A 26622-nucleotide genomic window follows, 5' to 3' on the forward strand; every position below is an offset into this window, starting at 1 on the left:
TAGACCGACGCACACAGAGAGGTGTGATCATGAAAATTTTCAGGAGTGGCCGGTGAGCCGGCCAACGCTTGCCCGCCTGCGTCAGATTCTGGACCGCCAGGCCGTCCGACGTTGGGGGGCTGAATATCAGCCAGCAACCCGGTTTTCCATTGGAGAGTTGCCGTCCGAAAGTCGCCCGAGCGCGCTTCGGTCAGCTCTCGTCGGTCGCGACATTGTCACACTGTCGCTGCCGGAACGGGCAGCCGCGCTGGTCGCGTTGCACAATCCAAATCTGTTCGATCTTCAGGAACAGAGGATGCTGGAAGTCTGTGCTGCACCACACCCTCTCGTTGGGCACCCCACAGCAATCGGTTGTAATCTGCTGCCGCTGCGGGGCACGTTGGAAATCGCCTCCGAAAAAGGATGGCTCACGCGGCATGCAAAGACCTGGGATCAAAACAACGCTCGCTGGTTGCCCTTCCCCTTCCTAGGCGATCTGTTGCTATTTCTACGCGATGACAACGGCCCGTACTGCATCAACTGGACGGTCAAGAAGCGCGCCGAGGACTTTGTACGCAGCCCGTTCGCGATGTCAAAGAAGTCGGAGCGCAACACGCCGCAGCAGTCCGTTCTACAGCGGCATGAAATCGAAAGCGAGTTCTACGCTGACGCAGGGATCCCCACCCATCAAATCACCCTGAAGACCTTTGACAAAACGTTCGTCAGCAACCTGCTCAATTTGATCTTGTGGCACAACAGATCAACATCGATCGAGCCAGCTTCAAGCCGATACGATGAAGCAGTTGAATTTGTGCGGCAATGCATCGACACCGACACACCTCAGTATGAGATAGCGAAAAGACTGGCAGCACAATTCAGCTGCCCAGTTCAGGAAGATGCAAAACCATTCATCAAACAGGTGATATGGCACCGGGTAGTCCGTGTGGATCTGTTTCAGACCCTAGGCGACAACATTCCCCTGTGCTCGGAAATCTTCGATCCTTTTGTCCGATACGCAGCACTGTTTGCCAGGGGCGCTCATGTTGATCGGTGAGCAACTGGAGTTTCCGGAAGGCTATCTGTCTTTCGAGAAGGGGAAAGTCTATTCATATGCTGGGGGCAGCATGATCACCGGCCTCAAGACACTGGTCGAATTCACCACCCAGAGGTCCGGCCGGCGGGTTCACCTACATCGCATCGATCAAGACAGATTTCAGCTGGCCGTACGCGAACGATTTCTATGCGTCTGTGAAAAGCAGGCCACAGTACCACCATGGCTGGCGGACATCGCGGGCATGGACATTGATGCCATGGACTTGAAGCGACAGTCAGCGATGCTGACAAATAGGAGTCGCGCCGAACAACGCTATACCTACATCGAACCGCTCCTTGTGCGATTGCCCGAGATACTCGCCGCAAACAACCCATTCTCGATCATCAACGAAGTCGCAGCTCAAGGCCCAAAGAAACAGAACAGGACGCGACTTGCGGAATGGTTCTTCGCGTACATCTGTTTTGGCCGAAATTTGCTCGCCTTGTATCCAGAATTTCACAACACCGGGCGCTATGACCGTAGTGGCGACGAGGGCTACCGCGCCCCCGTGGGCAGACCGTCACTCAGCAAAGGAAAGCTCCATGGCTTTGCGAGTCTTCCGATGGCTGAAGCTATATGCGAATCCTACAGACGACATATGCGGCCTGGAAAACCGATGACAGAAATCTATCGTGACGCGATCATGCAAGATTGGGGGGTGCGGGGCCGTGTGAACAGCAAAGGCCAATGGGAGTTCTATCATCCCGAGGGACTGCCATTTCCTGACAGCTACGGGAAGTTTCGTTATCGAGTCATCATCTCGTTTGGTATCGATTGGGTTCAGCGCAATCTGTACGGCTTGGAGCGTATACGGAACAAGAAATCCCTTTCCAAGGGCTCGTTCTCCGAAGAAGTCAGTAACCTTCTTGAACGGGTGGAAGTTGATGCGTATTACGTTGAGGAATGCCCGATCTCCCCCATCACTGGCAAAGCCATGCCTCGCTTGGTCGTGGTCAGGGCGAAGTGCCTGCGCAGCAAGTGCATCGTCGGAATAGGATTCTCTGTCGAGAATGAGGAGGCAGAAGGCTATCGCAGCATGCTGTTCTCGATGAGTCTAGACAAGCACGAGTATGCCGCGATGCTCGGCATCGGGAATGGCATTCTGCCGTGGCCGTGCCGGGGTCTTCCCGCACACCTCATCCCCGACAGAGGATCTGCCCCCGCAGCGGCCATCGTGAACGACTTGCAGTCGCAGTTTCCTGTTCGTGAGTTGCCCCGCCCCTATTCAGGGCAGGGGAAAGCATCAATCGAAAGCTCGCATCCACGCACCATCACACGGGAAGGCCGTCCATCCGAACGCATTTCCGAACTAAACATGATCCAGCTGGCGCAACGCGAATTTGCGTTGGCAGCCTTGCACAACCACACCAGCGATGTCAGTACCTACATCGCGGGAGATCGTTTGCGCGACATGGAGGCTCCAACGCCATATGCCATCTGGAACGACCTTGATTCGATCGGGCAAAACGACGGAATCTCGATCAGCGAGGAGGCCGCCGTGCGCGCATTTCTCGTCCCCCTGACCGTCGAACTACGTGAAGGGGGAATTTGGGTCGAGGATCGAAATTTCTACTCCGATGAATTTGAAGCCAGCGGCATCATGGACATGGTCATGCCAGGCCAGACCGTCGGACTGAAGGGCTTTTGCATGCAGCTTTGCCTCCTGTATTTGTGGGTGGAGGTCAAAGGCCGCCTCATGAAGCTGGAACAACGCCTGCCATTTCGCGACAAATTCGGGCTGCGACTTCTTTCGCGGAATGATCTCATTGCCGAAGCAAAACTCCGGCGGGAATTGGAATCCTCTCAGAGAAGCGGCGCTGCAGCCGCAGCTGTTTCCGCACGCCATCTTTTTCAGCAGGCGACAGGCAAGGAGTGGGGGAACTATTCGGTCAGAAACTATCGTCCAAAGAAACGCGATGCGTTCGACTCCATCGAGATTCGCGCACTCAAGAGCAAGCGTAGAAAATCCGCATGAACCCATTCGCCCACACATTGAAGAACGATCTGACGGACGTGCAACTCGACGCATACATCCGCCGCTCGCCACCCGCCTTGCAGGGGCTCGGTCGGCTCACGCCAGAGTCTGCCGAATTCAGACTCGGCGTCGCGCTCGAAAAAACCGTAGAGCCAACCGACCAGATGCGGCGGTTGCTGCGACATTTCCTGACTATCGCAGCGGAACACTGTATCGCCCACTACCCTGACGAAGAAACATTCAGAAGACGTTGCTACCAGAGTAATTTGACGGAGGAGCAACCGAAGTTTCTGATTTGTCTGACCGGCCTTTCCGGTGTCGGAAAATCAGGAATTCTCGGCGCCTTAGAACGGATACTGAACGATCGTCACGACATCATTGCGCTGGACAATCTTCCCTCCTATCCGGTGCAGCCTCTTTGGCCCATGACCGTAAAAACCGGCGTAACGTTGCCCAGTCTGCTCAGACCCTTTTTGTCCGAGGTGCTGAAGGCGCAAAAGCAGGTGCTAGGGGAAGATCTGCTGCAAGTCGCCTCAAAAGCTGCACATGCCCGAGGAGTGTCACTCGTTTTTGCGGATGAGTTCCAGTTCATCTCCACCAGCCAGGAAGCACACGCCAACGCGGCAAAAATTCTGCTTCAGCTCAGCCGACTTGGTCCGCCATTGGTCTATTGCGTCAATTACGACATGGTGGGACGCCTAGAGAAGCGCCCCCAGCAAGAAAGATCGCGTCTTTTCAAGAAGACGCTCGTCTTGTATCCGGACTCTGCAGATAGCGCAGACTGGCATGCAACGCTGGCCGCACAACTCGGAGTGGCCGACGAGCTTTGCGGCACAGACAAATCCATCTCTATCGCCCGGTATGGCGAGATGATTCATCACTTCACGTTCGGAATAAAGGGCTTTTCCGCAAAGCTACTCCTCAAGGCGTACAGTTCTGCGAGGCGGTGCGGACGCGAATACATCTCGCCGCAAGACATTGAAATGGCATACAAATCTGGCGGCTATTATGCCGAACGCCAAGATGTAGAGCTTTTGAAACTCCAAGTCATTACAGGCAAGTCGCAAAGGCATGACCTCTGGTGCAATTTTGCCGCTCCGGCATTCATCAGCGACAACGTCCAAGAGATCAATTCATCGATAAAGAAGGACTCTGTAGTCGTTCAAGCGGACCGAGCGATCGCCGAGCACAAACGCAGAGTCCTAGAGTCCTACGCTAAATCGTCTTTGGATCCAGAGGCGCGTGAGGCGTTGGCTTACCTCGAAAAACCGCCTGCAACACAGTCAGCAAAGGTTGTGAAGCTCAACAAGCCGCGAGCAACGAAAGATGAGCTTTTGAAGGGATTTTCAGAGTTCATGGAAAAGCCATGACGGCGCCCGACCGGCTGCCCATGAACATCAATATGCTTCGCAAACGTATTTCTATCGTCTTGGGAGTTAGAACTAATGGCCACTGCTCGTGATTCTGACGTACTGACCCGTCTTTCCAGAGAGCACAGCAAAGCTCGCCGAGAGGAGATCAAGCTCGCGGCGAGCAGACGGCGACGCCAAGCCATTGCCGATTACTGTGCCGCCCAGTGGGACTATTCCGTACGTGACATTTCACCCAAACAATTGTCCGCAAGAGCCGCGTTTTCGCTGCTCTGTATCGTCCGCAACGGAGGGTGGATCACGCCGACTACCGTCGGTGCATTGGATGACGGCCATCCGCGTATTGCACCATATACCCTCGAATTTCAAACAGGTTTCCCGCTCCTTATAACTACGCATCAACTGGCTGTGCCCTCACCAGACTCGCCGCTGAAAGCATTTCCTGACGACACGAAAGGCCAACTCAGCTGGAGCCTAGGAAATGTGCATTGGCAACTGCTGATGCGAAATCCTGTAGTCTTTATCCAGGAACTGGAAACTCTTGTTGCCAGTCGGGCGTGGCCTCTTGGCTGGGCTGAAGAGGTCAGTGAGCTATGGATTGAGCTCGCGATCGCAGAATGCCTTGAATTCGCTGACATAACCGCCGTCAGAAAAGGCCTTCCTATCCCCTGCGTATGGGATATGGCCCCGTTGCTCAAAACCCTGCTCGCTGAGTATTCGGTATCTCAAGTCTTTGCTCTGCTTTGGGCTGCAATTGAAGATACTGCCGCCTTCGTTGAGCACAACTACATTTCCATGAAGCGGGCTGACGATTTTCTCGTCGGCGCGTGCCGACGACGAGCCGACTGGGTTTACGCCGAGGGCTTAACCGTCAGTGGACTTCAGCGCGATGCTATCCTGAGTAGGACACAAGCGAGCTACGTCCTTCATGACCTATTTCTGAATCATGGGGAGGATGGTTTTTTCAAGAGACCTACTCCAGTATAGCCTGTCACCTTTATAATTCGTAAGAGCCAAGAATACGCATATCGACTGAGAAGGTGACTGAAAACATGTTTTTGAAGAGTACGGAGGGGAGCTATGAGCCGGCTTTCTTTATTATCCGAATTGAGGCTGACGAACCGCCGGAACAGCTTGCGAAAGAAAATGAGTCCACATTCATTCACGAGTATCTTCACTTACTTCAAGATCTAATCTTGCCATATTGCATGCGAGAAAATACTGTCTTACTCGAGATATTCATGTCGAAAATTGAGAATGCACGAGAAAGAGGGCAAATCCACTTACCAAATGACTACTCCAATGAGGATATTTCCCTCGCAACAAAAATAAACCAAACCACTTGGGGAGACTGCTCATTTTGCGACAATGTCGAGAAAATCAATCGAATTGAACTGCAGGAAGCGGCCATTGAAGGCAAAAATTACAAGCTACACAAGTACCTTCTCCAGGGTATTGGTATCATTGATTATCATTTTGGTGCTCGAGATTTTCTCGAGTACATCGCCTCCAAGATTGAAGCGCGTCATTTTCCTAGTGATAACAAGCTGCCTGATCTTCCATACCGGACAGTTGATTTAGTCATTGAGCATGAAGGGCTAGGGTATTTGAGTGATGTAAAACGTATCGCGTTGGCAGAGTATTGTCTTTTGAACGATAACCCAGCACGCCGTCTTATGGTCGTCATCGGAGATATCAAAAGTAGAATACTCGAAGGGGTGGAATTTGCAGATGATGACGAATTTATTGATTTTATTTTGCAACTTGAATGGCTAGCACAAGACATTCCTTTTCGAACGATCGCAGAAAAAATCGCGCAGCGTTATGCGCAGTTCCAAGAAACATTGGAACGTCTGTTCCCAGAAAATGCCTTTCCCCTAATCTATGCTTGGCTCTCCGAGACCTTGAGGTCCACTCAGGAACTGATCGCTGGGCGGGGGTTGTTCTCTGCCTTATACCAGATGAACACTGACCAGTTCCGCGAGACGATGAACCTACTGCTCTCAAGGCTGGGAGTTCCACTTATTGTCAATGGAAGTGAACAGCTGGGCACCTCGATCGGCGATGATTCATCGAAGTCGCAGTTTATACAAATGCTGATAGTATATCAATTTTCGGAATATATTAAGAATGATACGACCTCTTGTCCTTTGTATTCGACTTGCGAGGGAGATACGCCGGAACTCATTAATAGTGATTGCATAGATGCGCCGTTCCGACGTGCATCAAACAAGGAATTGTGTCCGTTCGGCCTTTTTGTGAAGACTATGGGCCTTTCCACTGTGACTTGGTATAAGCGGGGGCGTCTGATTCCTGGTTGGCAATCAAGCCCCTTTGGATTAGGGCAACGCTGAACAAGTAGCACCAAAAAAGCCGCATAAGCAGTCCTATAGAAGCGGTACCTGCCCAGCTGCAGCCCGGAGCTCAATCCGGAGGAGTGCCTGAACGCAGGCCTCAAACACGCTATCGACTCAAAGAAGCCCGCGCGAACAAAAGCGAAGCTCAAGGCGGCGGCAACCGAGCACATGCAGGAGCTTGAGCAGTCGCCCGAGCGAGTCATGAAATTCTGCCAGGGGTTACGGGGAAATATGCTGAATGAAAATTTAAACTTTACTTGGCCGGATCAATAGGGGTATGACCTGGATGCAGCTTCATCCCGGCTTCGCCCCATGGCCGATGCCGCTCAGCAGCTAATCCCGGCGGTGCCAATATCCTTCGCGAGCGAGCATCAAATGAAACAAAGCGGTAAGTCGGAGGCTATTACTTTGTCGCGCCGTGTTTATGCTTTTTCCGCGAAATTTTGTTAAGGTATATGACGTTGTTCGCATCTTTAACCTATTGGTGATACGAACCGTCCGCCGTTATTCTGATTATTTGTCACCGCAGGTTCCAATCAAATGAATATCTCATCAGGTTTTCAACGCGTAGCAGCCGCTGTTCTATTGTTCGCTGGGCTGATTGGCTTGGCTTATGGTTTTGTCATCCATCCTGGTGACTACCAAATCATCTCTGACACTGCTCAATGGGTCTTTGTTACGCTTGTCTCAAGCACGGTCTTTTTTGTCGGTTGGGCAGGGCTGCGCCGCAATAAATTGACAGCCTATCACCTTAAGGTAATAGACCTAGTTTGGGTTACTGCTTCCGCAATTGCCGTCGCTTTTGCTGCTATTCAAGCAACTCAGATTTCCGCTGACGCGTACAGAACAGTCATAAAGCATAATATAGAGCAGAGCCGCAGCGTCGCTAGATCCATGCTTCGGCAAGCATATTCCGACGAATGTCTCGTTCATCAGCGGCTCGGCACAGCTCAATGCAGCAGTTTGCGCACACTTGGGATTGTAGTGGAGGGCGATGGGTACCTGTCTCCATCTATCGTCGGTGCCGTTTGTCCTCGAACGATTCAACTTGACGCGCCTCCCGCTAACTTCGGCCCGGCGCTCATTGAGGGGTGCATCAGCGCTGGGTATGCAGCCTATGCAGCGGAGGACCCCGTGCTCGTAGATGAATCGAATGCGTCACGTTGGAAGACGTTCACCGGACTCTGGCCTCTGTTTTTAATCTTGCTGATTTCCCTGCGCGTGACAAAGAGCGCAGCGGAGGTGTTCTGGGGCATTAAGTAAGCAAGAGAAACAGTAGCCAACGTGAAAGGCTTTGCTACGTGTCTCTAGCTCTTAGTAATAGCCTTGATGACAAGGTGGTACCTTGCGCACATGAACTTTTGTGGAGTTACAGACTTTATTTCCAGGCTGTGCAGAGAAGGGCGATAGCTCCATCTTGTGACAGAACGTGCAAATTTCTTTACTTACTGCAACAGTTCAGGGATGCAGTCTCGTTATGTTACAAACTCTATTTTTGACAATATGATAATGAACAATAAAGTCTGTCGGGTTGCAATAAAATCTGTCGGAGATTCCCGGCAGATCTGAAACTTTGCAGACATGCTGAAAAAAGATAGAGCCTTCGGATTTTCCGGGGGCTCTTTTCTTTATGGTTTAGCGGCTGTTCGGTCGAAGTGGTCGGTGGATGTGTGGAGAACTGGCAGCCACTTTCGGCCCGAAGCGGACTAACACTCAATGGGGAATAAGCTGTATCGACCGTGGTGCGGATTCTTGCCGAACAACTGCGACTGGAAGTGGGTCCTAATGCTCATGGGTGGGTCAGCTTCGACCGCAAGATGCCTGCTGCGCAAAAGGAACTTGAGTCGATTTCGAAGGCGGTGGACGAACTCATCTCGCCGAAGCTTGCCTATCAATCCGGGTCACCGGTCTACCTCAAACGACACAGGTATGGCGATTTCCATTTCCCGGCTGGGATGGTCAAAGGGGGCGCTGAGCATGGCTGTCTTGATCGCGTTGGCATCCAGGACGGCATAGCCGCTGCTGTGGGCAATCGTCAGCGTATTGGATCGAATATTGCCGCTCTCTGTGATGGTGAACTTGATAACCGGCGTTCCTTCGTAGCCTTCTTTCTTGGCTTCTTCAGGGTACACTAGATTGCTCTGGAATTTTTTCTTGATCTTCACCAGGTACCGTCTCAGTTCATCCGCATTTGGGTTTGCAGTACTTGATGTCTTTACCGAAGTTTCGTCGTCTGGCTTTTTGGGGGCGACGCCTGCATCAGTAGCCGCAGATACGTCAGGCGGAGAAACTGCCTGTGCGACAGGGGATAAATCCTGATTCCTGGCAACAGCGGTTACAGGCTCTTTGGGGTGTGGTATCTGTTCCGGCGTCTTCCCCGCCTGATCGGCCTTGATGGGCCTTGGTTGAGCGGGGGCGGGGGGTTCTGCCAGCATGCCGTAGAGTTCAAGAGCGAGTTTTTCTGATGCCTTCTGAGCGGGAGGGAGACGCCACAGTGGCATGGCAAGGACGAACAAGCCAAGATGCAGGGCGACTGAGGTGATGACTGCATATCGAACCGACTTGTTCTTGTCGTAACCTGACATACGTTTCCCCTGGTGTGATCCTCTTGGCAAGTACTGATTTTCAATGCGCTGCAGTTTGCACTGCAACTTTGACAAAATTCAGTTGTTTGAGTATGTCGGCTACATTGATGAATCCTTGCAGCGACACATCCTTGTCTGCACGAATGATGAAGGGAGTATCTCTTGCCAGGGGCGTGAGTTCTGCCTTGAGGGCCTCTGCACTCAAGGGCTTGCCATCAAAATATATTGCTCCGTGCGCATCCAGCTCAATGGTCTTGGTCTGCTGCGGTTGCTCCGCGCTCTGGGCTGCATGAGGCAGATGAATCGGAATTCTGCCACTGGCGATAAAGCTTGAGGTTGTAAGCACAATGGTGAGCAGAACCAGCATGATGTCAACGAAGGGTATTACGTTGATCGTGTCAAAAGGCTTTTCATCCATGGCTGATCTCCCATTGCAGCATGATTACCTTTACCTTGCGTAGCAGCGTGTTGTAGACCGATACGGCGACCAACGCCACAATCAGGCCAATAGCGGTGGCTTTGAGTGCTATGGAAAGCCCTGTCATGATCTTGCTGGGTTCCATGCTTGCATCCAGACCCATGTTGTAGAAAGTGAGCATGATTCCAAGAACGGTGCCCAACAATCCCAGATAGGGTGCGTTGCTGCCAATTGATCCGATGACAAATAACTTTTCTGTCAGGGCAAGCTCCAGTGATTTGATGTCAGGAAAATTCATTACTTCCAGGCTGCGGTAAAACATGATCCTCTCGAGTGCAATGGCGACTACCGTGATGCTGAACAATATTAGGATCCCGATTACGCCATAATCGATTGCACCTGATATCCAATCCATTTTCATCGCTTGAACTCCTGGTTTGTCAGAACAGTACGCCAATCTGCGCCAATGCCTTGTTGTGATGATCATTCTTGCGATGATTGCCCATCGGTTGAGATATCTGCATACGGGCAAACACATGGCTGTTCGAGACGGAATAGGACAACCCCGCTTCGCCAATACTGCTATCCCCTGTAGTGGTATAACCACTATGAGCAGCACGCACGTTGCCATAGTTGAAGAATATGCCCGACGAGTTTTCGAACCCAAGCAGCGCAGGTAGCGCGTACTTGATTTCGGCACCTAGAAGAAAGCCATTGTCGCCACTCACCCCTTCAGAAAACGATTTGATACCACTTGCGCCAGTGATACTCAGTTGCTCGCTGCCGTCTAGATTCTTGCCAAGAGAATGCTGTCCGCGTAGCCAGGAGCTTAACGACCATTGCGCATTGAAAGTCAGATTGCCCGTCAAAGACAGGTTGAATTTTGAGTAATCCCCAACAGTGTTGGCACCTGCTGCATTGGCCGATTTCTGTGCGGCATCATCAAACCCAAGTCGCCCATATGTAATGCTTATCATGACATTTGTGTGGCTGACAATGCTCCCGAGTTTGCCATAGCTGTCTTGCTCCAGGCTCAGGCTTGCCACCTTGGCGCGTTTGGCCGTGGTGGTGCTGACCGCAGCGATTTCGTCTTTCAAATGCTTGTTGGCAAGGTTGAGCGCAAGGTACAGGCTGCTGTCCCGGCTGCGAAGAATGGGGTAAGAGAAGGTGGCTTCAACAGTATGTGCAGTACCCGTGGCTTGCAGGTCGGCGTACTCTCCGCCCAGTTTGTATGTGGTACGTGAGGCCGCAATTTCTCCTCTCCATCCGTTCAGTGACAAGGGGAAGGAATAGGCACCACGCCCATTTTGCAGGCCCTTGGCTTTTGAACTCATTGCACTGAGCGAAAGGCGGTCGGCAAAACCCAGGGGGCTTTGAATATCCAGGGCTGTGCTGAGACGATTCTTGCCGGTAAAGCGTGAGCCGTAGTCGTCTGCCACCACGTAGCCGCTGATCCGATTCCGAGGTTTTGCGTCAATTGTGAAATCTGAACTTTCGGGGGTGCTCCCCGGGGCAATGTTGACATCTGGCATGCGGGTGCCGGGCATGTCGTTGACCAGCAGCATGGCACGTTCCAGCGCCGAACGCTGAATGATGCCTGTGGTATCTCGCGCATGCTCAAATGCACCCAGGATCAGAAAGTCCCTGACCGGAGAAGAATTCTTCAGGTGCAATTCTCCGTATCGACCAACGACCACCTTGATCAACAATTCACCACTCTGTGCGTTTTGCTTAGGCACGTAGGCGCGTGCAACCATATAACCACGGTTGCGGCACAACGCGGTAATGAGTCTTGCCGCTTCGTTGATGTCCCTCATGCTCAAGTCTCGGTCGCGATAGGGGGCGAGCAGGGGCTCCCAATCCTTGGCATCGATGAATTCGGCATCTTCAATGCGAAAGACATGAATGTGGATCTTCTCTCCCTCTGCAATTTCCATGGGTTTGTCCATCTCCTGATGGATGTTTGGAGTGTCCGCAGGTGTGGCCTTGGCTGGTGGAATCGGTGCGTTGGCATCTTTTACAGCATCAGAGATCCCGTAGTTTGGTGTAACCGGGTTGGCGGCAAGTGCCCAGGGGGCAAGGAAGGACAGTGCGGACAACATTGAAATCCGCGCCAAGGGGGCTGGGAGTTTGCTCGAAATTACGGCAGAAAACATGACGGAAGCCTCAGTTTGGAGGGAGAGGGCATTTAATGAGCGGGTAGTGTTGATTCATTGGTATGCCTAATTCCCACCACTCTTTTTATGCTTCGTGTTTTCATTCGTATCTTCCAGATCAAAATTTACACCATCAACTTCAATGTTCTTGACGCTGGCCGCATAGTTGCGCTGAGCTTGTACCACGATGTGGTTATCAATCGAGAGTGCTGAATTGACAGCAGACACCTTATCCGCTTCTTCGTCTGTATCAGCCTGCCGGGGCTGAAGCAGGCTGCGTGTGACGCGGGTTGCGCTGTCAACACGAGCTTGTTGCGCCGCTTCTGCCTTGGCGTCGTGATAGCTGCTGTTGGTTACGGTGCCAGTGTTTGTCCCGGTAAGCTTGTCGCCCGTTTCCTCTTTGCTATCAACAGTACCTGTAGCGGTTGAATTGCTGATGCTGCCTGTGTTGCCGCCGGTCAAGCCACCTGCATTCTCCCCCGAGACATTGCCGGTAGCACTGGAGTCAGAAATGCTTCCAGAGTTGTAGCCGGCCAGTCCGCCCACAGTGTTGTTTGTCCCCGTGACATCCCCTGTGGCGTATGAGTGGCTGATGGTGCCGCCGTTGTTTCCAACAAGACCGCCGGTGGCGGCACTGCTGCCGGATACATTGCCGGTAGCATGGGAATCGGTAATGCTTCCTTCGAGATTTTCTCCAACCAGACCGCCCACTCCGCTGATGCCGCTGGTATTGATCACGCCAGAAACATTGCCTGTGGCGTAGGAGTTGGCAATTTGGGCGCCATAGGCATTCAACCCGGCCAGTCCGCCTACGTCACCAGCGCCGCCCTTCACATTTCCCGTGGCGTATGAGTAGTTGATGACACCCAGGGCCCCGCCGTTGGTGCCAACCAGCCCGCCCACATAGTAGGCTTGACTTGAGGTGGTGACATTCCCTGTGGCATAGCAGTCGCTGATTGTTCCATTGGTGTTGCGGCCTGCCAGCCCGCCGATATTGCTCAGGCTATCCTGCGTTTGTGAAGAGATCGTGGTGACACTTCCTGTTGCGTAGGAGTTTGTGATACTACCCATGAAATTTCTCCCCACAAGCCCACCGATATCGCTGTAGGACGTGTCGTAGGTGGTCGAGATGCCGAGTGTTGCGCTGGACGAAGAGGAACTTATTGCTCCCCGGTTATCCCCCACCAAACCCCCTACATGTATGTTGCCGGATACCGAACCGCTGACATATGTATTGCTGATGCTGCCAAAGTTTTGTCCGGTCAGTGCGCCTACGTTCTGATAGCCCTGGATGTTGACGTCTACAAGACCAATATCCCGGATGACAGAAGTGCGGGTGTCGAACGAGCCAGCACTTGCAATCAGGCCGACATTCTGATCGTATTTGCTATCGTCATTGACGCCTGTAATGCTGAGCTTGCTGATTTTGTGGCCCATGCCCGCCAGGGTTCCGGTGAGTGTGGAGACCACAAAATTGGTGTAGGTCTTGCCGGATGCATCCAGATCCTGGGCCAGTGCGTAGTAGCCGGTGGCAGTACCATCGGGGTTGCTACTGATGGCTGCCAGATCGTCCATGCTGTGGATCAGCGTGTAGCTATTGCCATTGATGCTCAATGTTGCATGGGTGCCACTGAGCGTGATGTTCGCGCCTTTGGCTGTATTGATAAGGTAGTCGCCGTTGCTCGTGGTGCTTCCGGTTGTGGCGTAGCCGCCGTAGTTCATCACGAGTCCGGCGCTGGTCCCTGTAACGGAAATCGGCGCATTGATGCGGATGTTGTTGCTGGCGTTCAGCGTAAGCGTGGAGTTGGCTGACCAACTGACGGCATCGTTGACGACAATATCGCCACTGGAGCCGCTGCCTTGCGTGGAGGCAATCGCCACATTGTTTTGATCCAGTGCGGAAGAAAGCGCTGTGGCTGTCATATCGCCACCTGCGCCTACGACAAATCCATCCGGGTCCAACGTCCAAGTGCCGGTTTTGCCATGCAGGGCGAGTGTGGTGATATGGGCGCTATCCGCGATCTTCACCTTGGTGCCAGATGTCTCGATTTTTCCGCCGTCGCCCTGATTGGGGGCGGAAGCATCGAGTGTGCCGCTTACTGATGTTGTGCCGCCGTGAGCGTATAGTTCGATGCTGCCTTTGAGGTCATTGATGCTGTGTGCCTGAATCAGTCCGCTATTGTTGACTTGCGCGGAGAGAAGATCGTCTGCCGCCTGGGCGGTGAGTATGACTTGTCCGCCATCGGCATAGATGGCTTGCTTGTTTTCCACCAGGGCGTTGAGTATGCCCTCGTCAATACTCACGCTGAGAAGTGAGTCACCATTGAAATTCAAGGTGATTTGCTTGCCGCTTCCCAGCACTGCGCTGCCTCGGGTAGCTGTGATCGTGCCTTGGTTCGACACACTTCCCCCCAGCAGCACGACGTAACCGCCTTCTGTTGCTGTGAGTGCCCCCTGGTTGATGATCTGCCCCCCCGAGCCTTTGAAAACATAGCGCCCCGAATTGAAATCCTCATCGCTGATGTTCAGTGTGCTTGCAACAATGCCTGCGGTGTTGACACTGCTTTCTTTTGTGAATAGCAGGCCGTTTGAATTGATAAGAAACACCCGGCCGTTTGCATTCAGCGCGCCTTCTATCACACTCTTTTCGTTGCCAATTACTCGATTTAGGGTTATCGCCGAAGCATCTGGTTGTTTGAAGGTAACAGTTTCCCCATTGCCAATACTGAAGCCCTGCCAGTCGATGGCCGCTTTGTGGGATGCTTGGGTAATTGTTGTTACCTGTCCGGCTTGATTGATGCTGGCGCTGCCACTGGTAACTGTACCGCCCTGTGGTGCGGCATATGCAATGGCTGGACAAAAAAGGGCCGAGATGGCGAACTGAATTCTTGTGAGTCGAACTGGGCAAGGTGTGCGGGCAGTGGTTTTGAGCGGCATGACGAATTCCCCGGGTAATGTCGTTATGTATTAATGAATACAACTACGGTCTATCCAGCATGATTTATGCCATCCCTGTCTCGGTTGCTTTGCTGGCACTATGCGCAGGCAGTGTGAAAAAGTTTTGTCTGAAAAATTAGGAAGACTTTAGGTAATTCTTGATTACCGTATTGCAAGAAAAATAGCATTCATTTCGTGTTCTGATGCTTGTATCAACACGCGTTATGTATTAAAGAATACAATTGTTGTTGGGTTTGGAGAGTTGTGCTCAATGTTATTGAGCAGAACAGCCTGCATAATCTATATGTCTATGCTGCGTCTGTTAGTTCTCTTTGTTGGTACGGGTTTTGCTTATGTATGCCTGTCGTTATATTGTATATTATATTACGACATTCGTAATGGTGGTGTTGCCAACGGGATGGGGAATTGCCTGGCCCATAAGGAGGGCACCTTATTCAAGCCGTAACAAAGTGGTTCTGGCGTAGTTGCGCCGCCTTGCCGTACTGCCTGCGTTGGCGCGCCTTACCAGAGCCGTTGCACTCCAGTTCGTTACTGCTTCTTAACGCAAGGGGAAATCATGTCAAGCAAGTTCATGAAAAGATTGGGTTTGTGTGTTTCCGTCGCTGTATTGATGTTCGCCGCATCGGGGGTCGAAGCGCAGACGATCAAGGTTGCGGTGGCCGCCAATTTTCAGGCGCCACTCAACAAGCTGATCACTGCATACCAGAATTCAGGGCAGAGCTATTCAGGGGCATCCTTCACCGTGACCTCAGGCGCCACGGGGGATTTCAAGACGGAGATTGTTTCTGTCCTGTCTGCGGGAAGTGCTACGCCCTATGACCTCTTTCTCTCTGCAGATGACGAGACACCTACTTCTTTGTACGTAAGCTATCCTAGCGTTGTCCAAGCCCCGTTTTTCTATGCAGAGGGCAAATTGGTACTCTGGTCCAAGTATGGCCCCAATGTTGGCTCAAGTGGATATGCCGGGTTCCCCAATCCGGCAAGCTATGTCTATGCCAATGGTCAGGTGGCCATTGCAAACCCCACTACGGCGCCGTATGGCAATGCTGCCAAGCAGGTGTTGAGCCGGATGTATAGCATCGCCTATCCTGGGGGCGCGTATGACAGGATCTTTACCCAGTACACCACGATTGGCACCACCTACAACGCAATAGTGGCGAGTACTGGCAGCAGCTCTGCACCCAATATGGGGTTTATTGCCAAGTCCCAGATCTGTAGCAATGGCGCGATTGTCACCCCCTTGACTGGGACTTACTATGAATACACTCAGACTTCCGCCAACGGTAGTGCGCCGCACGACAGAATCCTGCAGGATGGCGTTGCCATTCGTGGGCGCAGTGGTGCAAGTGCCGCCGCTGTGGATCAATTTATCTCCTTCATCAAGAGCACATCCGGCAAGGCGATCATCACCAGTTATTGTTATGGTGTAACAGGCTGATTGGTGCCTAGCGCGTACTCTCTTCAATGGGATGCGCGCTTTGTTGATTCATGAAGTTGCACACGGGCAGGTCACATGAGGTGTGTGTCTGTCCGTGTGAGCCTCTCTTTTCGAGCTGAGGCGGGCTTTGCGCTTGCCGGGGTTACGCGTGTTCTCACGGGGCGCGTCAGGCGCATTATCGCGCCTTCTACGCTTTGCTGGTACGTGCCAACTGTGCGACCGCTCTGGCGCTAGCCGTGCCGACTGCATGGCTTTGAATCGCGTACTGATCGAGCAGTTCATCGCTAAGTTCGAACAGGTGCCCGAAGAACTGATCCTGGGCGTGGATGCTTCGGATGGCCTGATGATCTGCTTTGGCAAGCGCACTCCAATATCTGCCAGTGGTCACTGCTGGGTGCGTGATCTCCCAACTGATGCTGAAGCTATCTGTGATTTCTAGAAATAGATGAGAAATTCTAGAAATAAATGAGACCAAATTTTGATCGAAGCGGCTTTGGCCGCTAAATGATTTCATGGAATTTGGGTGGCTGGTTATCGGTGCGGATTCAACCGGTGGATGCAACCCGTCTGTACTGCATGGTTTAGCGGACTTCGCCCTCTGAATAAAGCCTCAACCTTCTCAACCTAAAAAGTATGTTCAACCCCAGGGAATGTCCCAGAGTTAACATCGGCGGCATAATCTTGGGCTGCCTTGAATAACATGGAATGCATGTCGGCGTATTGCTTGACGAAACGCGGGAGGTGGCCTGTGCGTAATCCTGCCAAACCAGCACTTGCGCATCGCAGCCGTTGCCTGCGCCAATACCTACGGTGGGAATTGAAACTGCTGCGGTGATGGCGGTGGCAATATCGCCGGGAACCATCTCAATAAGCAGGGCAAAAGCCCCAGCCTTTGCAAATATAAGAAATCGAGACTATTTTAAAGAGGCCATTTCTGAAAATATTGAAAAAGCGCGCTTGAGAAGACCAATTATTGCGCGTCTAACAGGAAGGTGGGGCATCCCGATTTCTCTCAAATTACCCTCTGATGCTGCAGGCTTTCGATTCGTTGTCGTCGCGGTTGATGTCGGCAGGCTTTTAGCCGTTCAAGAGAATTGGCGTATTAGTCGTCATGGGTGCATTGTGCTAATGCGCGAGGATGGTACTCTGCTATCTAGGACCCCCTTTGGCAAGGATTTGCTTGGGAATAAATTTACGGGCGGCCAAGCATACAAAGAACGACAAGGGAACCCTACCGGGACCTATCTCACAAATAGCACTACCACGGACGGCATAAAACATATTGTCAGCTATGAATACCTAGATGATCTTCACTTGTTCATTATAGTAACTAGAGGCTATGACGAAGCGTTGTATGCATTTTATAAAATCCGAACCTATGCATCTATTTCCGTAGCAATTCTGACTCTTTTTATTCTCGTTGCGGCACTGGCTACTCATAGGGCGCAGAAAGCCCTTCTGAAAGTTCAGCAAAGCTATCAGCATTTGGCACTAGTGGATGAACTAACAACGGTTATGAATAGACGAGCTTTCAATGGCAAGGCTGCGTGGCGAAAGCATAGAGATACTCATTATTGATAATTTCAAAAGCATAAATTACCGATTTTGGCATGCAGTCGGCGATGAGGTGTTAAGGTCAGCTGCCACACTGTGGCGAGGAGCCCTACGACGTCAAGATATACTTGGTTGTCTCGGGGGAGAGGAATTCAGCGTTATTTTGCCGAAAACAGATCTAGAACTTGCCATCGACGTAGCAGAGCGTCTCAGACACCTGGCAGAGCAACAACCTTCAATTGGACCCGAAAATTGCTCCTTTACCATCAGTCTTGGGCTCACAACCCTAAACCATCCTAAGGATGGTATGCAGGAGTTGCTTAAGAAGGCAGACAACGCATTATACCATGCTAAGCAGAACGGAAGAAACCGGGTTGAGGTATACCGCGAATAGATTATACACATGTAGCATATTAAATCCATTTTGGGACTGTTTGCATTTTCTGATTTGTGTTTACATCCTGTCTTTTAGACACAAGTCATGGATCGCCGAATGCTCATCTATGAACAGTGGTCACGCATGGCATTTTATCGAACGGTGTAAGGAGTGGAGCGTTTTGAGCTTTGGCGGTCATGGGTACTGAATCTCCTCCGGCTTCCGTGGCGGCCGGTAGGTTTGAGTCAGGCGGCAATGTTAGGCGATCAATGGCATCACCGGTGGTATGAGCAACGGCTGTGCATTAGTCCAGCAACGAAATTGAAGCGGCTGCAGGATATCCATAGCAGGTTCTAAGCGACCAAATAGTCTGAACCCAACTAGGCAATGCGTGGTTGGATGACCTTTATAGAAACCTTTGGCTATTTGATTCGAGGTGCCCAATCTCCAACACAATTCACATCTTTGTCACGAAGCATCTTTACACTTCGCGCTCTTCATGCAGCCGTCTGGCTTCATTTCCAAAATGAAATGAGCCGTCTCGCCACAAGCGTTGCGGCTCTCATTTCAGCGAGGTTTTAAAATGCGAGCACATTCCACCCGTCATTGCCTATTTTCCGCCACACCCCTTCGTTTATTGACTGTCCTTATGACAAGTATGACTCTCGTCGCTTGTGGAAATAGTGGTAATAACAACAATGACAGCAGTCACAACGGCGGCACAACTGCTGAGGTGGGGCAATGGACGGTTGGCGATTTGCATAGCCACACGACGCAATCTGACGATGCAGATATTTCGCAGACACTGGATCTGGCGCTAGGCAAGGCCTTTAACTCGTACAAGCTGGATTGGTTGGCAGTGAGCAATCACCTACGCTCTTCCTCCCGTGACAATAACGGCAACACACTCACAACCGCGATCCCGTTTGCACAGGGGATGGAGCAGTATGAGCTTACTCGCATCCAGGCGTTACAGGCAGCGGGTACGTATGCGGACAAGAGCATTTTCTCACTCTCGGAGTGGGATATGCCGACCCATGACCATATTAACGTTGGTATATTCAAGACCGGATCTGACGGCACCCAATTGATTCCCGACACTGGAGGTTTCAAGGCTTTCCAGTACATTTTCACCACCTTAGCGGAAAGCACTTTCAACAGCACCGATGTAGCCTCTTGGAAAGCTAAGTACGGTAGCACGCGGTATAACAGCACAGCTACCGATGCCCTGCAAGGCATTACTTGGCTCAAAACCTACTATCCGACCACCAGCTTCATGCAGTTGAATCACCCTTCGCGCAAACCGGTTTATACCATCGACGATCTGCGCACCTTCAATGACATGGCCCCCAACATCTTTTTTACCATAGAGGGCATGCCGGGCAACCAGATGGAACCAAACCGCGGTGGTTACGATAAACCCTACACTGACGCCTTTCTGGTCAATCGTACCTATGGCGGCGCGGATTACTTCGTTGCCAAGGTGGGCGGTGTTTGGGACGCTTTGCTCGGCGAAGGCCGCCACATCTGGACTACCGCCAATTCAGACAGCCATTTCAAGACAACCGCTCAGTTTAGTAGTGGCTATTTCCCTGGCGAGTACGCGAAAAACTATGTGTGGACCAAGAGCAGGGATGTCAAAGGCATTCTTGACGGCCTGCGCACTGGCAAGGTCTTCGCTGTGTTTGGTGACTTGATCAATGGACTGGATTTCAATGCAGCCAACGGTTCAAACAAGAAAGATATGGGCGGCGAGCTTACCGTAGCCAACGGAGCAAGCGTCACACTCACTATCCGTTTCAAGAGTCCGAGCAAGAACAATTACGAAAAACCCATCAATAGTGGCAATTTTGTAGGCACGCCCATTGTTGACCACATCGACCTGATTGCCGGTGATGTGACAAGCAAGGCAGCCTCCGGTACGGCTGCGTATAGTGTTGCAACCAATACGACGACTAGGGTCGTCAAACGCTTCACCAGTGCAGACTGGAAAGTGGATACAGACGGTTACAACACGGTTACCTACACCACCACTGCCACCAAGAACCAATACTTCCGCCTGCGTGGCACCAACCTTGGTACTGATGTGAGTGGTTTGACCGTGGCGGGGGAGCCGCAAGCAGATCAGAAGATCACAACCACGGACAACACCCAACGCTTCAACGATATCAACGACAGAAACTATGCCAGCCTTTGGTTCTATTCAAACCCAGTATTCGTAACAGTGCAGTAAAATGCACATTCAAACAGAATGTATTTTGCGTAGTGGCCTGACTGCATTGACAAGTCGCTGAATAGTTCCGTGCGGCATTTCGTTATCTGAATGACGATGGAGTACGTAGCATAGAGATTTCGTCTCCCGACAGAAGTATGCGAAGCGTGCCGAGACAGCGTCTTCGCCGTAACGTTCTGGATAAGCAGGAAGTACCGAAATATCGCAGATATGTAATTCGGGCTTTCTGCATGCTTGCGCTCCGGTGCTGGAATTTCGGCTCACGCCGATTACCAGCACCGGCCATCCCCATCTTTCAAAATCCGGTATTTTTCAAAGCTGCTTTCAAGATGATTCACGAATGCTCTGACCTTCGCAGATAACTGATTTTTCATGGGATATACCGCATGAATGTCTGCCGGGGGAAGCTGCCATTCCGGCAGGACTTCCCGGAGTTCTCCGGTGCGCAAGTACTTGGCGATATGCCATTCAGAACGCAGCAGAATCCCCAAGCCTCGCAGCGTCCAGTTCAGGGCTGACTCTCCGTCATTGGTCGCGAGCGTTCCCCGCACCTTCACCGCATCCTCCTGGCTACCGTATCGAAGGCGCCATGTTCCGTAGGTTTCGTCACTTTCGCGGATCACAATGCAATTGTGTCGTTGCAGGTCTGCCGGTGTCTGAGGCTCGCCCTTGAGCGCTAGATAGGCGGGGGCAGCGCAAAGCATTCGTCGGTTGGACGCAATTTTCCTCGATGTAATGCGCGCATCGGGGACATCTCCAAAACGGATGCAGACATCAAACCCTTCGTCAATGATATTCATCGGGCGATCGGTCAGCTGCATCTGTACTTCTACCTCAGGATACTTCTCCACAAAGTCCGCGATGGCAGGGGCGATGCACTGTCTGCCAAACCCCAGGCTTGCATTGACGCGAAGCATCCCACGCGGGATCGCATGGCCGGCAGAGATTCTCTGCTCCAGCTCCTCCATTTCGTTGAGGATTCGCTTGCCTTCCTGCAGATAAATCTCTCCCTCGTGCGTAAGCGAGGCACGCCGAGTAGTCCGGTTCAACAGGCGGATACCCAGGCGGGTTTCCAGATTCACCAGACGACGGCTGACGGCGGCGGTGGAAACGCCCAACTCCTGTGCCGCAGCCGACAGGGAGCCGGATTTGGCGACGACCACAAAAAAGGCTATATCCGAAAGCACGTTCATTTTTGCGTTTAAGTTAAAAGCAGTTTGATATTTTAATGATTGTAAATCCAATCGCTCTTCTGAAAAATAGCCTCATTCGGGCAGCATCCCGCATCCCAGTACAGGAAGCACATGAGTACCTCTACACAAACAAGCAAGACGCTTTACGAAAAGCTGGTGGAGACACATACCGTCGCCCGACTGGACGACCAGAATGTGTTGCTCTATGCAGATCTTCACATCATGAACGAGTACACCAGCCCTCAGGCATTCGCCGGGCTTGCGCAAACGGGGCGCAAGGTCTTGCAGCCGGGGCAGAATCTGGCCGTGGTCGATCACATCATTCCCACTCACCCGACGACGATTCGCGTCATTCAGGATGCAGACTCTGCGCTTCAGGCTTCCAACCTCAAACGTAATTGTGAGATGCATGGCATCCCTTTTTACGACGCCAACGACAGGTATCAGGGCGTCGAGCATGTCATTGTTCCCGAACATGGCATGGTTCGACCGGGCATGGTGATTCTCTGTGGTGATAGCCATACCACCACTTACGGCGCATTGGGTGCATTGGGTTTCGGGATTGGCACCTCTGAAGTCGAGCATGTGTTGGCGACGCAAACGCTGGTGTATCGCCTTGCCAGAACCATGCGTATTCACGTTTCAGGAAGGCTTCCTTTCGGCACGACTTCCAAAGACCTGATCCTGATGATCATTCGCAAGATCAGTGCTCAAGGCGCACGTGGTTATGCGGTGGAATTCTGTGGCGAAGCCATTCATGCGCTCTCCATTGAAGCCCGCTTCGCCCTTTGCAATATGGCAGTAGAGGCGGGTGCGCGCGGGGCGCTCATCGCGCCTGATCAGATGGCTTTTGATTACCTTACCCAACGTTGCCCGGATTTGAAGGGGGAGTCCTTGGCCCAGGCACTGAATGATTGGCGTCATCTGCGCAGCGATGCTGGCGCAACGTTTGATGCTGAGTACAGTTTCGATGCTGCAGATGTGGAACCCTACGTGACATGGGGAACAAGCCCGGATCAGGCAATTCCCATCACAGGGTGCATTCCTGAGTTGAGCAGCATTGAGGATGAAACAGAGCGTCAGACTGTTGATCGGGCGCTGCGCTACACAAGGCTTTCACCTGGATCAGCGCTTGAAGGGGTTCCGGTCCAGCACATATTCATCGGCTCCTGCACCAACGCACGTATCGAAGACTTGCGGGCAGTTGCCGAAGTCGTCAAGGGGCGCAAGGTGGCGAAGCACGTGCGCGCCATGATTGTGCCCGGTTCGGGCGAAGTGCGCCGGCAGGCGGAAGTTGAGGGCTTGGCAGATATTTTCCTGGATGCAGGCTTTGAGTGGCGCCAACCGGGATGCTCCATGTGTCTGGCGATGAATGACGATGTACTCGCCCCGGGGATTCGTTGTGCTTCGACCACCAATCGGAATTTTGAGGGTCGCCAAGGGCGTGAAGCCATCACGCATCTGATGAGCCCTGCCATGGCCGCTGCGGCTGCCGTGACGGGGTGTATTACTGATGTTCGTAATCTGGGAGCATGAGCATGACTAGGCTTAGCAAGATTGAAGGTGTTGCAGCACCTCTTCCCATCGCCAATCTGGATACGGATCAGATCATCCCAAAACAGTTTTTGCGTCGGATCGACAAGGCAGGCCTGGCAGATGGAATCCTGTATGACATGCGTTTTGACTCGAATGGAGATAAACGTGGTGATTTCGTACTCAACCAACCCGCGTACGCTGATTCAAAGATTCTTGTTGCAGGGCAGAATTTTGGCTGTGGATCGAGTCGAGAGCATGCGGTATGGGGCTTGCTGGAATTCGGCATCAAGGCAGTGATCGCCCCCAGCTTTGGTGAAATTTTCTACTCCAACGCTATGAACAATAACTTGTTACTCGTTGCCTTGGAGGAAAACGCAGTCGAAGCCATTCTGCGTGACGTGATCAATCCGCAGTACAGTCAAATTTGCATCGATATTGAGGCGATGACAGTACGTAGTCACAGCCAAAGCGCATCCTTTTCCCTCTCTGAACGCCATCGCCGGATGTTTCTGGAAGGCTTGGACATGATTGGTGCAACGCTCTCCATGGAAGACCAGATCCGTGCATTCGCGCAAGCACACTGGCAACATAAACCATGGTTGAAAGACATCGCTGCCACGACAAGAAAACGCTTGGTTTAGCGAGCCGCAGCTAAACTGTAGAAGTTCAGACTTGATCTGACAGTTCCCCGTTCTGACGGTGCTGGATTGTCAGATCAATTCAGGAAGTCAACTTTTTCCTTCCATGCCTCCTTTCCTGCAATAAGGGTTTGGAGGGGAGTGCGTCTGCTGCATATCTTACCCGAATAGGTTCGCTCGTTGACTTTGTCGCCCATTACAACAGCGACAGCAAGCCATTTTCTTGGACTGCCACGATCGAATCCATCCTGGAGAAAATCGAGAGATTTTGCAAACTAATTAACGGGACGGAATACCTGTCTTTATAGGTTTTCAAACATCAGCCTCCTGAATACCCGCTGGAAAATGGATCAACAGGTAATCAATCAGACTTCTAACGGAGGGCAGCATGCCACGTGGAGATGGGTACAGCATATGAATAATTTTCTCAGCCGCATGTCAATCAGGAAGGACTCTTGTGAGTAAATTCGAACGCAATGCGGAAGAAACAATTGGTTCCGGTAGTAGCGAGATTCCGATGCCGTGCGTCGCGGCTTCTAACTGCACACGCAGATCATTTTACATATTGCATTAACTTGGCAACAATTTACGCTACACAACTCGCATGAGTTGTATCTCGTAGAATCAATTGGTAGTGGATGGGGCTCTGCATTCTATTTTGTTGCTGATTTAATAGTCAAATACTCTCCATTACTTTGTAGTTACAATACTCATCACAGCTTCTAAATCGCTGGGATTTTTAATAAATGAGTTATAAGTTTTGATGGCCTGTGCTTCTATTCCTATCATCGAAATCTGTGAGCGTGAAATAATCGTTACTCCTGACTTCTTGGCCGAACTCATCGCGGCGCTCTCTTGGTCTTTCCAAAGTTTGCTCATGTACTCAGAACTTTCACCTGCAGCCTGTTTGATGATTTCCTGTTGAGAGGAAGACAATCCATCCCATACCTTTTTAGACATCACAAGCACTTCAGGAATCAACATGTGTTCATCTAGCATAAGATAGGGCGCCAATTTGTATAAATCCATCCCCATATAGGCCACCATCCCGCCTTCCGCGTAGTCAATTTTCCCAGTCTGAAACGCATCGCCTACCTTATTAAATGGCGTAGGTATTGATTTGGCACCAAAATTTTCTATTAGTGTTTCAAATACTGTCTATAGACCCAGCATGGCGCACCAAGCATCAGGTCGCGTACTGGGCAACGCCACCTCCAAACGACCAATTCTCTTTTTTGACCTCGATCAGGTTGATGAAAACATCCTCCTGTCGAACGCCCGCCTCTCGGTTAAGTCCTTCAGCAATCGTCTTGTAGAGAAGTTTCTTCTGGTCTGTCGTCCGTCCTTCATTGAGCGTGATTTGGATAAACACCACCCCATCGGTTCGATTGATCCCGAGATATGTGGGGTCATAGACGAAGTGGTTGTCGTCATGCTCCGTCAGAACCTGGAAGTTATCTTTGTCAGGGACGTTAATCGCAGCCTTCATTGAATCAAAAACCACCTTGCCCAGTCTTTTGGCATAGGATGCGTCAGGATTCTTTTTGATGTCGATACGAACGATAGGCATCTACCTCTCCTTTAAGATTTTTTGAGTACTTGACCAGATTGCGCATTGCTCTGGATCGTGGGTGTGGAATTTAGATTTGATCAGATAGAAAGAAGTGTTCGTCTGTCAAGGGGCTGCGATGCATTCATTGCATCTGGATGACAACTTTCCCTTTGGCATGGCCTTGAGCCAGATACTCAAGTGCCTCCTTTGCTTGCTCAAACGGAAAGACCTTATCGATTACCGGCTGAATGTGCTTCGTTTCAAGAAGATTGCCGATTTCGTTGAGTTGAGTCCCGTCGGGACGCACAAAGTGAAATAAATAGGTGACGTCCCGCGTTCTGGCGACCCGAATGATCTTGCGGCTCATCAACCCGAACACGAACGTGAGCACAAAGTTCAAGCGCTTAGCGCGAGCAAACGCCGCATCCAGTGGGCCGACGATGGAAACGATCTTGCTTCCGGGTTTAAGGATGTCGATGGATTTTTCAATCGCATCACCTCTGACTGTGCCAAGCACTGCGTCGTAACCGCGAAGCACTTTCTCGAATTCCTGCTTCTTGTAATCGACAACCTCGTCTGCGCCAAGGTGGCTCACCAACGGTACATTACCCGTGCTGGTTGTCGTTCCTACTTTGGCACCCAAGTATTTTGCCAACTGAATCGCAAACGTACCAATTCCGCCAGACCCTGCCGGAATGAACACTTTCTGGCCGGCGCGAAGATTGAGGCGTTCCTTCAGTGCCTGCCACGAGGTGAGCCCGACCATCGGGATCGATGCGGCCTGCACGAAGTCCAGATTGGCAGGCTTTGGAGCGGCAGCGCTCTCTGGGACGACCGCAAACTCGGCAATTGAGCCCGTGCCAAGGTCGAAAATGCTGGCAAAGACAGCATCACCTACTTTGAAACGAGTTACCTTGTTGCCGACCTCTGTTACTACACCAGCCAAATCGCTGCCCAGCGTAGCCGGAAGCTGGAAATGCAGCACTGGTTTGAATATGCCGGTAGGAACCATGTTGTCGATCGGGTTTACGCTGGCTGCGTAGACTTTTACCAGCATTTCATCGGCTTTCAGCGAGGGATGAGCAACTTCGGCGAAACCAATCTCGGGAGATTTGCCATAGCGTTTGAATGTGAGTGCTTTCATATCGTTTTGACTCCGTTGTAATCAATTGTGTTGAGACGTAACTGGATCAGATCAGGCCCAACCAGGA

21 protein-coding genes and 3 pseudogenes are annotated in these 26622 nt (G+C 51.7%); 14 read left to right on the forward strand and 10 right to left on the reverse strand.

The genetic code is table 11. The features are described from left to right. Positions 1-52: 52 nt before the first annotated feature. From B145_RS0120865 to B145_RS0120890, 7 genes and pseudogenes are all read left to right on the forward strand, one after another. Positions 53-1033, forward strand: coding sequence for a PDDEXK family nuclease (locus B145_RS0120865; protein ID WP_018609912.1), 981 nt, complete (start codon positions 53-55; stop codon positions 1031-1033). Next, positions 1020-3047 carry a hypothetical protein gene (locus B145_RS0120870; protein WP_157288557.1) on the forward strand — a complete coding sequence of 676 codons (2028 nt, stop codon included), beginning with the start codon at positions 1020-1022 and terminating at the stop codon, positions 3045-3047. Before B145_RS0120865 ends, B145_RS0120870 begins: the two co-directional genes overlap by 14 nt. Then, on the forward strand, positions 3044-4417 hold the full coding sequence (locus tag B145_RS0120875) for a hypothetical protein (RefSeq protein ID WP_018609916.1): 1374 nt from the start codon (positions 3044-3046) through the stop codon (positions 4415-4417). The genes B145_RS0120870 and B145_RS0120875 overlap by 4 nt, the downstream gene beginning before the upstream one ends. Before the next feature lie 75 nt (positions 4418-4492). Continuing rightward, on the forward strand, positions 4493-5404 hold the full coding sequence (locus B145_RS0120880) for a hypothetical protein (RefSeq protein ID WP_018609917.1): 912 nt from the start codon (positions 4493-4495) through the stop codon (positions 5402-5404). A 65-nt stretch (positions 5405-5469) separates the two neighbouring features. Continuing rightward, complete coding sequence (locus tag B145_RS0120885) at positions 5470-6771, forward strand: hypothetical protein (RefSeq protein ID WP_018609919.1); 1302 nt, start codon at positions 5470-5472, stop codon at positions 6769-6771. Between the two features lie 45 nt (positions 6772-6816). Beyond that, positions 6817-7047, forward strand: a pseudogene (locus tag B145_RS28300) (hypothetical protein); the annotation flags it as partial. 267 nt (positions 7048-7314) lie between these two features. Next, positions 7315-8037, forward strand: coding sequence for a hypothetical protein (locus B145_RS0120890; protein ID WP_018609920.1), 723 nt, complete (start codon positions 7315-7317; stop codon positions 8035-8037). Between the two features lie 638 nt (positions 8038-8675). On the opposite strand, the gene B145_RS0120895 is transcribed toward B145_RS0120890, so the two are convergent. The 5 genes from B145_RS0120895 to B145_RS26510 all read right to left on the reverse strand — a co-directional run bounded on the left by B145_RS0120895 (position 8676) and on the right by B145_RS26510 (position 14870). Next, positions 8676-9359: an energy transducer TonB gene (locus B145_RS0120895; RefSeq protein WP_018609921.1), complete on the reverse strand. Its 684-nt coding sequence runs from the start codon at positions 9357-9359 to the stop codon at positions 8676-8678. 40 nt (positions 9360-9399) lie between these two features. After that, on the reverse strand, positions 9400-9777 hold the full coding sequence (locus tag B145_RS0120900) for an ExbD/TolR family protein (RefSeq protein ID WP_018609922.1): 378 nt from the start codon (positions 9775-9777) through the stop codon (positions 9400-9402). Continuing rightward, positions 9770-10198 (reverse strand): TonB-system energizer ExbB, encoded by a 429-nt coding sequence (gene exbB, locus B145_RS0120905; protein ID WP_018609923.1) that lies wholly within the window; start codon positions 10196-10198, stop codon positions 9770-9772. The genes B145_RS0120900 and exbB overlap by 8 nt, the downstream gene beginning before the upstream one ends. A 19-nt stretch (positions 10199-10217) precedes the next feature. Further along, positions 10218-11933, reverse strand: coding sequence for a ShlB/FhaC/HecB family hemolysin secretion/activation protein (locus B145_RS26505; RefSeq protein WP_083917838.1), 1716 nt, complete (start codon positions 11931-11933; stop codon positions 10218-10220). A gap of 66 nt (positions 11934-11999) precedes the next feature. Then, positions 12000-14870 carry a GLUG motif-containing protein gene (locus B145_RS26510; protein WP_018609925.1) on the reverse strand — a complete coding sequence of 957 codons (2871 nt, stop codon included), beginning with the start codon at positions 14868-14870 and terminating at the stop codon, positions 12000-12002. A gap of 577 nt (positions 14871-15447) precedes the next feature. Here B145_RS26510 and B145_RS0120920 point away from each other — a divergent pair. Both B145_RS0120920 and B145_RS0120925 read left to right on the forward strand, forming a co-directional pair. Further along, complete coding sequence (locus B145_RS0120920) at positions 15448-16329, forward strand: substrate-binding domain-containing protein (RefSeq protein WP_083917839.1); 882 nt, start codon at positions 15448-15450, stop codon at positions 16327-16329. A gap of 247 nt (positions 16330-16576) precedes the next feature. Then, the gene (locus tag B145_RS0120925; RefSeq protein ID WP_018609927.1) at positions 16577-16768 is read left to right on the forward strand and encodes a hypothetical protein; all 192 of its coding nucleotides are present in this window, start codon (positions 16577-16579) and stop codon (positions 16766-16768) included. 185 nt (positions 16769-16953) lie between these two features. Here the strand turns inward: B145_RS0120925 and B145_RS29705 are convergent. Continuing rightward, positions 16954-17192, reverse strand: a pseudogene (locus B145_RS29705) (3-methyl-2-oxobutanoate hydroxymethyltransferase). Between B145_RS29705 and B145_RS28850 the strand changes: the two are divergent. The 3 genes from B145_RS28850 (at position 17140) to B145_RS0120940 (ending at position 20492) form a co-directional block, all read left to right on the forward strand. Further along, on the forward strand, positions 17140-17907 hold the full coding sequence (locus B145_RS28850) for a PDC sensor domain-containing protein (RefSeq protein WP_169558564.1): 768 nt from the start codon (positions 17140-17142) through the stop codon (positions 17905-17907). The pseudogene B145_RS29705 and the gene B145_RS28850 sit on opposite strands and share 53 nt — an antisense overlap. Further along, positions 17864-18277, forward strand: coding sequence for a GGDEF domain-containing protein (locus B145_RS29710; protein WP_018609929.1), 414 nt, complete (start codon positions 17864-17866; stop codon positions 18275-18277). Before B145_RS28850 ends, B145_RS29710 begins: the two co-directional genes overlap by 44 nt. 631 nt (positions 18278-18908) lie before the next feature. Continuing rightward, the gene (locus B145_RS0120940) at positions 18909-20492 is read left to right on the forward strand and encodes a CehA/McbA family metallohydrolase domain-containing protein (protein WP_211209892.1); all 1584 of its coding nucleotides are present in this window, start codon (positions 18909-18911) and stop codon (positions 20490-20492) included. A 269-nt stretch (positions 20493-20761) separates the two neighbouring features. Here B145_RS0120940 and B145_RS0120945 read toward each other — a convergent pair whose 3' ends face one another. Then, positions 20762-21736 (reverse strand): LysR family transcriptional regulator, encoded by a 975-nt coding sequence (locus B145_RS0120945; RefSeq protein WP_245541895.1) that lies wholly within the window; start codon positions 21734-21736, stop codon positions 20762-20764. Positions 21737-21796: 60 nt separating this feature from the next. Between B145_RS0120945 and leuC the strand changes: the two genes are divergently transcribed. Both leuC and leuD read left to right on the forward strand, forming a co-directional pair. Beyond that, positions 21797-23221 carry a 3-isopropylmalate dehydratase large subunit gene (gene leuC, locus B145_RS0120950; protein ID WP_018609932.1) on the forward strand — a complete coding sequence of 475 codons (1425 nt, stop codon included), beginning with the start codon at positions 21797-21799 and terminating at the stop codon, positions 23219-23221. A 2-nt stretch (positions 23222-23223) separates the two neighbouring features. Beyond that, complete coding sequence (gene leuD, locus B145_RS0120955; protein ID WP_018609933.1) at positions 23224-23862, forward strand: 3-isopropylmalate dehydratase small subunit; 639 nt, start codon at positions 23224-23226, stop codon at positions 23860-23862. A 687-nt stretch (positions 23863-24549) separates the two neighbouring features. Here leuD and dctP read toward each other — a convergent pair. The 3 genes and pseudogenes from dctP to B145_RS0120970 form a co-directional block, all read right to left on the reverse strand. Next, a pseudogene (gene dctP / locus B145_RS26515) lies at positions 24550-25002 on the reverse strand (TRAP transporter substrate-binding protein DctP); the annotation flags it as partial. A gap of 43 nt (positions 25003-25045) precedes the next feature. Then, positions 25046-25429, reverse strand: a complete 384-nt coding sequence (locus B145_RS0120965; RefSeq protein WP_018609935.1) for a tautomerase family protein — start codon at positions 25427-25429, stop codon at positions 25046-25048. A gap of 124 nt (positions 25430-25553) precedes the next feature. Further along, entirely contained in the window at positions 25554-26555 is a 1002-nt protein-coding gene (locus tag B145_RS0120970; protein ID WP_018609936.1) for an NADP-dependent oxidoreductase, read from the reverse strand. Positions 26556-26622: the final 67 nt, after the last annotated feature.

Source organism: Uliginosibacterium gangwonense DSM 18521 (assembly GCF_000373965.1).
GTDB lineage: Bacteria > Pseudomonadota > Gammaproteobacteria > Burkholderiales > Rhodocyclaceae > Uliginosibacterium > Uliginosibacterium gangwonense.

Bases quoted from the DNA above. Each gene is read 5' to 3' on its own strand.
- B145_RS0120875 (WP_018609916.1), top strand. From the start codon at position 3,044: ATGAACCCATTCGCCCACACATTGAAGAACGATCTGACGGACGTGCAA.
- B145_RS0120885 (WP_018609919.1), top strand. From the start codon at position 5,470: ATGTTTTTGAAGAGTACGGAGGGGAGCTATGAGCCGGCTTTCTTTATT.
- B145_RS0120880 (WP_018609917.1), top strand. From the start codon at position 4,493: ATGGCCACTGCTCGTGATTCTGACGTACTGACCCGTCTTTCCAGAGAG.
- B145_RS0120965 (WP_018609935.1), bottom strand. From the start codon at position 25,429: ATGCCTATCGTTCGTATCGACATCAAAAAGAATCCTGACGCATCCTAT.
- B145_RS0120970 (WP_018609936.1), bottom strand. From the start codon at position 26,555: ATGAAAGCACTCACATTCAAACGCTATGGCAAATCTCCCGAGATTGGT.
- B145_RS0120900 (WP_018609922.1), bottom strand. From the start codon at position 9,777: ATGGATGAAAAGCCTTTTGACACGATCAACGTAATACCCTTCGTTGAC.
- B145_RS0120890 (WP_018609920.1), top strand. From the start codon at position 7,315: ATGAATATCTCATCAGGTTTTCAACGCGTAGCAGCCGCTGTTCTATTG.
- B145_RS29710 (WP_018609929.1), top strand. From the start codon at position 17,864: ATGGCAAGGCTGCGTGGCGAAAGCATAGAGATACTCATTATTGATAAT.
- leuD (WP_018609933.1), top strand. From the start codon at position 23,224: ATGACTAGGCTTAGCAAGATTGAAGGTGTTGCAGCACCTCTTCCCATC.
- exbB (WP_018609923.1), bottom strand. From the start codon at position 10,198: ATGAAAATGGATTGGATATCAGGTGCAATCGATTATGGCGTAATCGGG.
- B145_RS0120925 (WP_018609927.1), top strand. From the start codon at position 16,577: ATGGCTTTGAATCGCGTACTGATCGAGCAGTTCATCGCTAAGTTCGAA.
- B145_RS26505 (WP_083917838.1), bottom strand. From the start codon at position 11,933: ATGTTTTCTGCCGTAATTTCGAGCAAACTCCCAGCCCCCTTGGCGCGG.
- B145_RS0120940 (WP_211209892.1), top strand. From the start codon at position 18,909: ATGACAAGTATGACTCTCGTCGCTTGTGGAAATAGTGGTAATAACAAC.
- B145_RS0120870 (WP_157288557.1), top strand. From the start codon at position 1,020: ATGTTGATCGGTGAGCAACTGGAGTTTCCGGAAGGCTATCTGTCTTTC.
- leuC (WP_018609932.1), top strand. From the start codon at position 21,797: ATGAGTACCTCTACACAAACAAGCAAGACGCTTTACGAAAAGCTGGTG.
- B145_RS0120920 (WP_083917839.1), top strand. From the start codon at position 15,448: ATGTCAAGCAAGTTCATGAAAAGATTGGGTTTGTGTGTTTCCGTCGCT.
- B145_RS26510 (WP_018609925.1), bottom strand. From the start codon at position 14,870: ATGCCGCTCAAAACCACTGCCCGCACACCTTGCCCAGTTCGACTCACA.
- B145_RS0120895 (WP_018609921.1), bottom strand. From the start codon at position 9,359: ATGTCAGGTTACGACAAGAACAAGTCGGTTCGATATGCAGTCATCACC.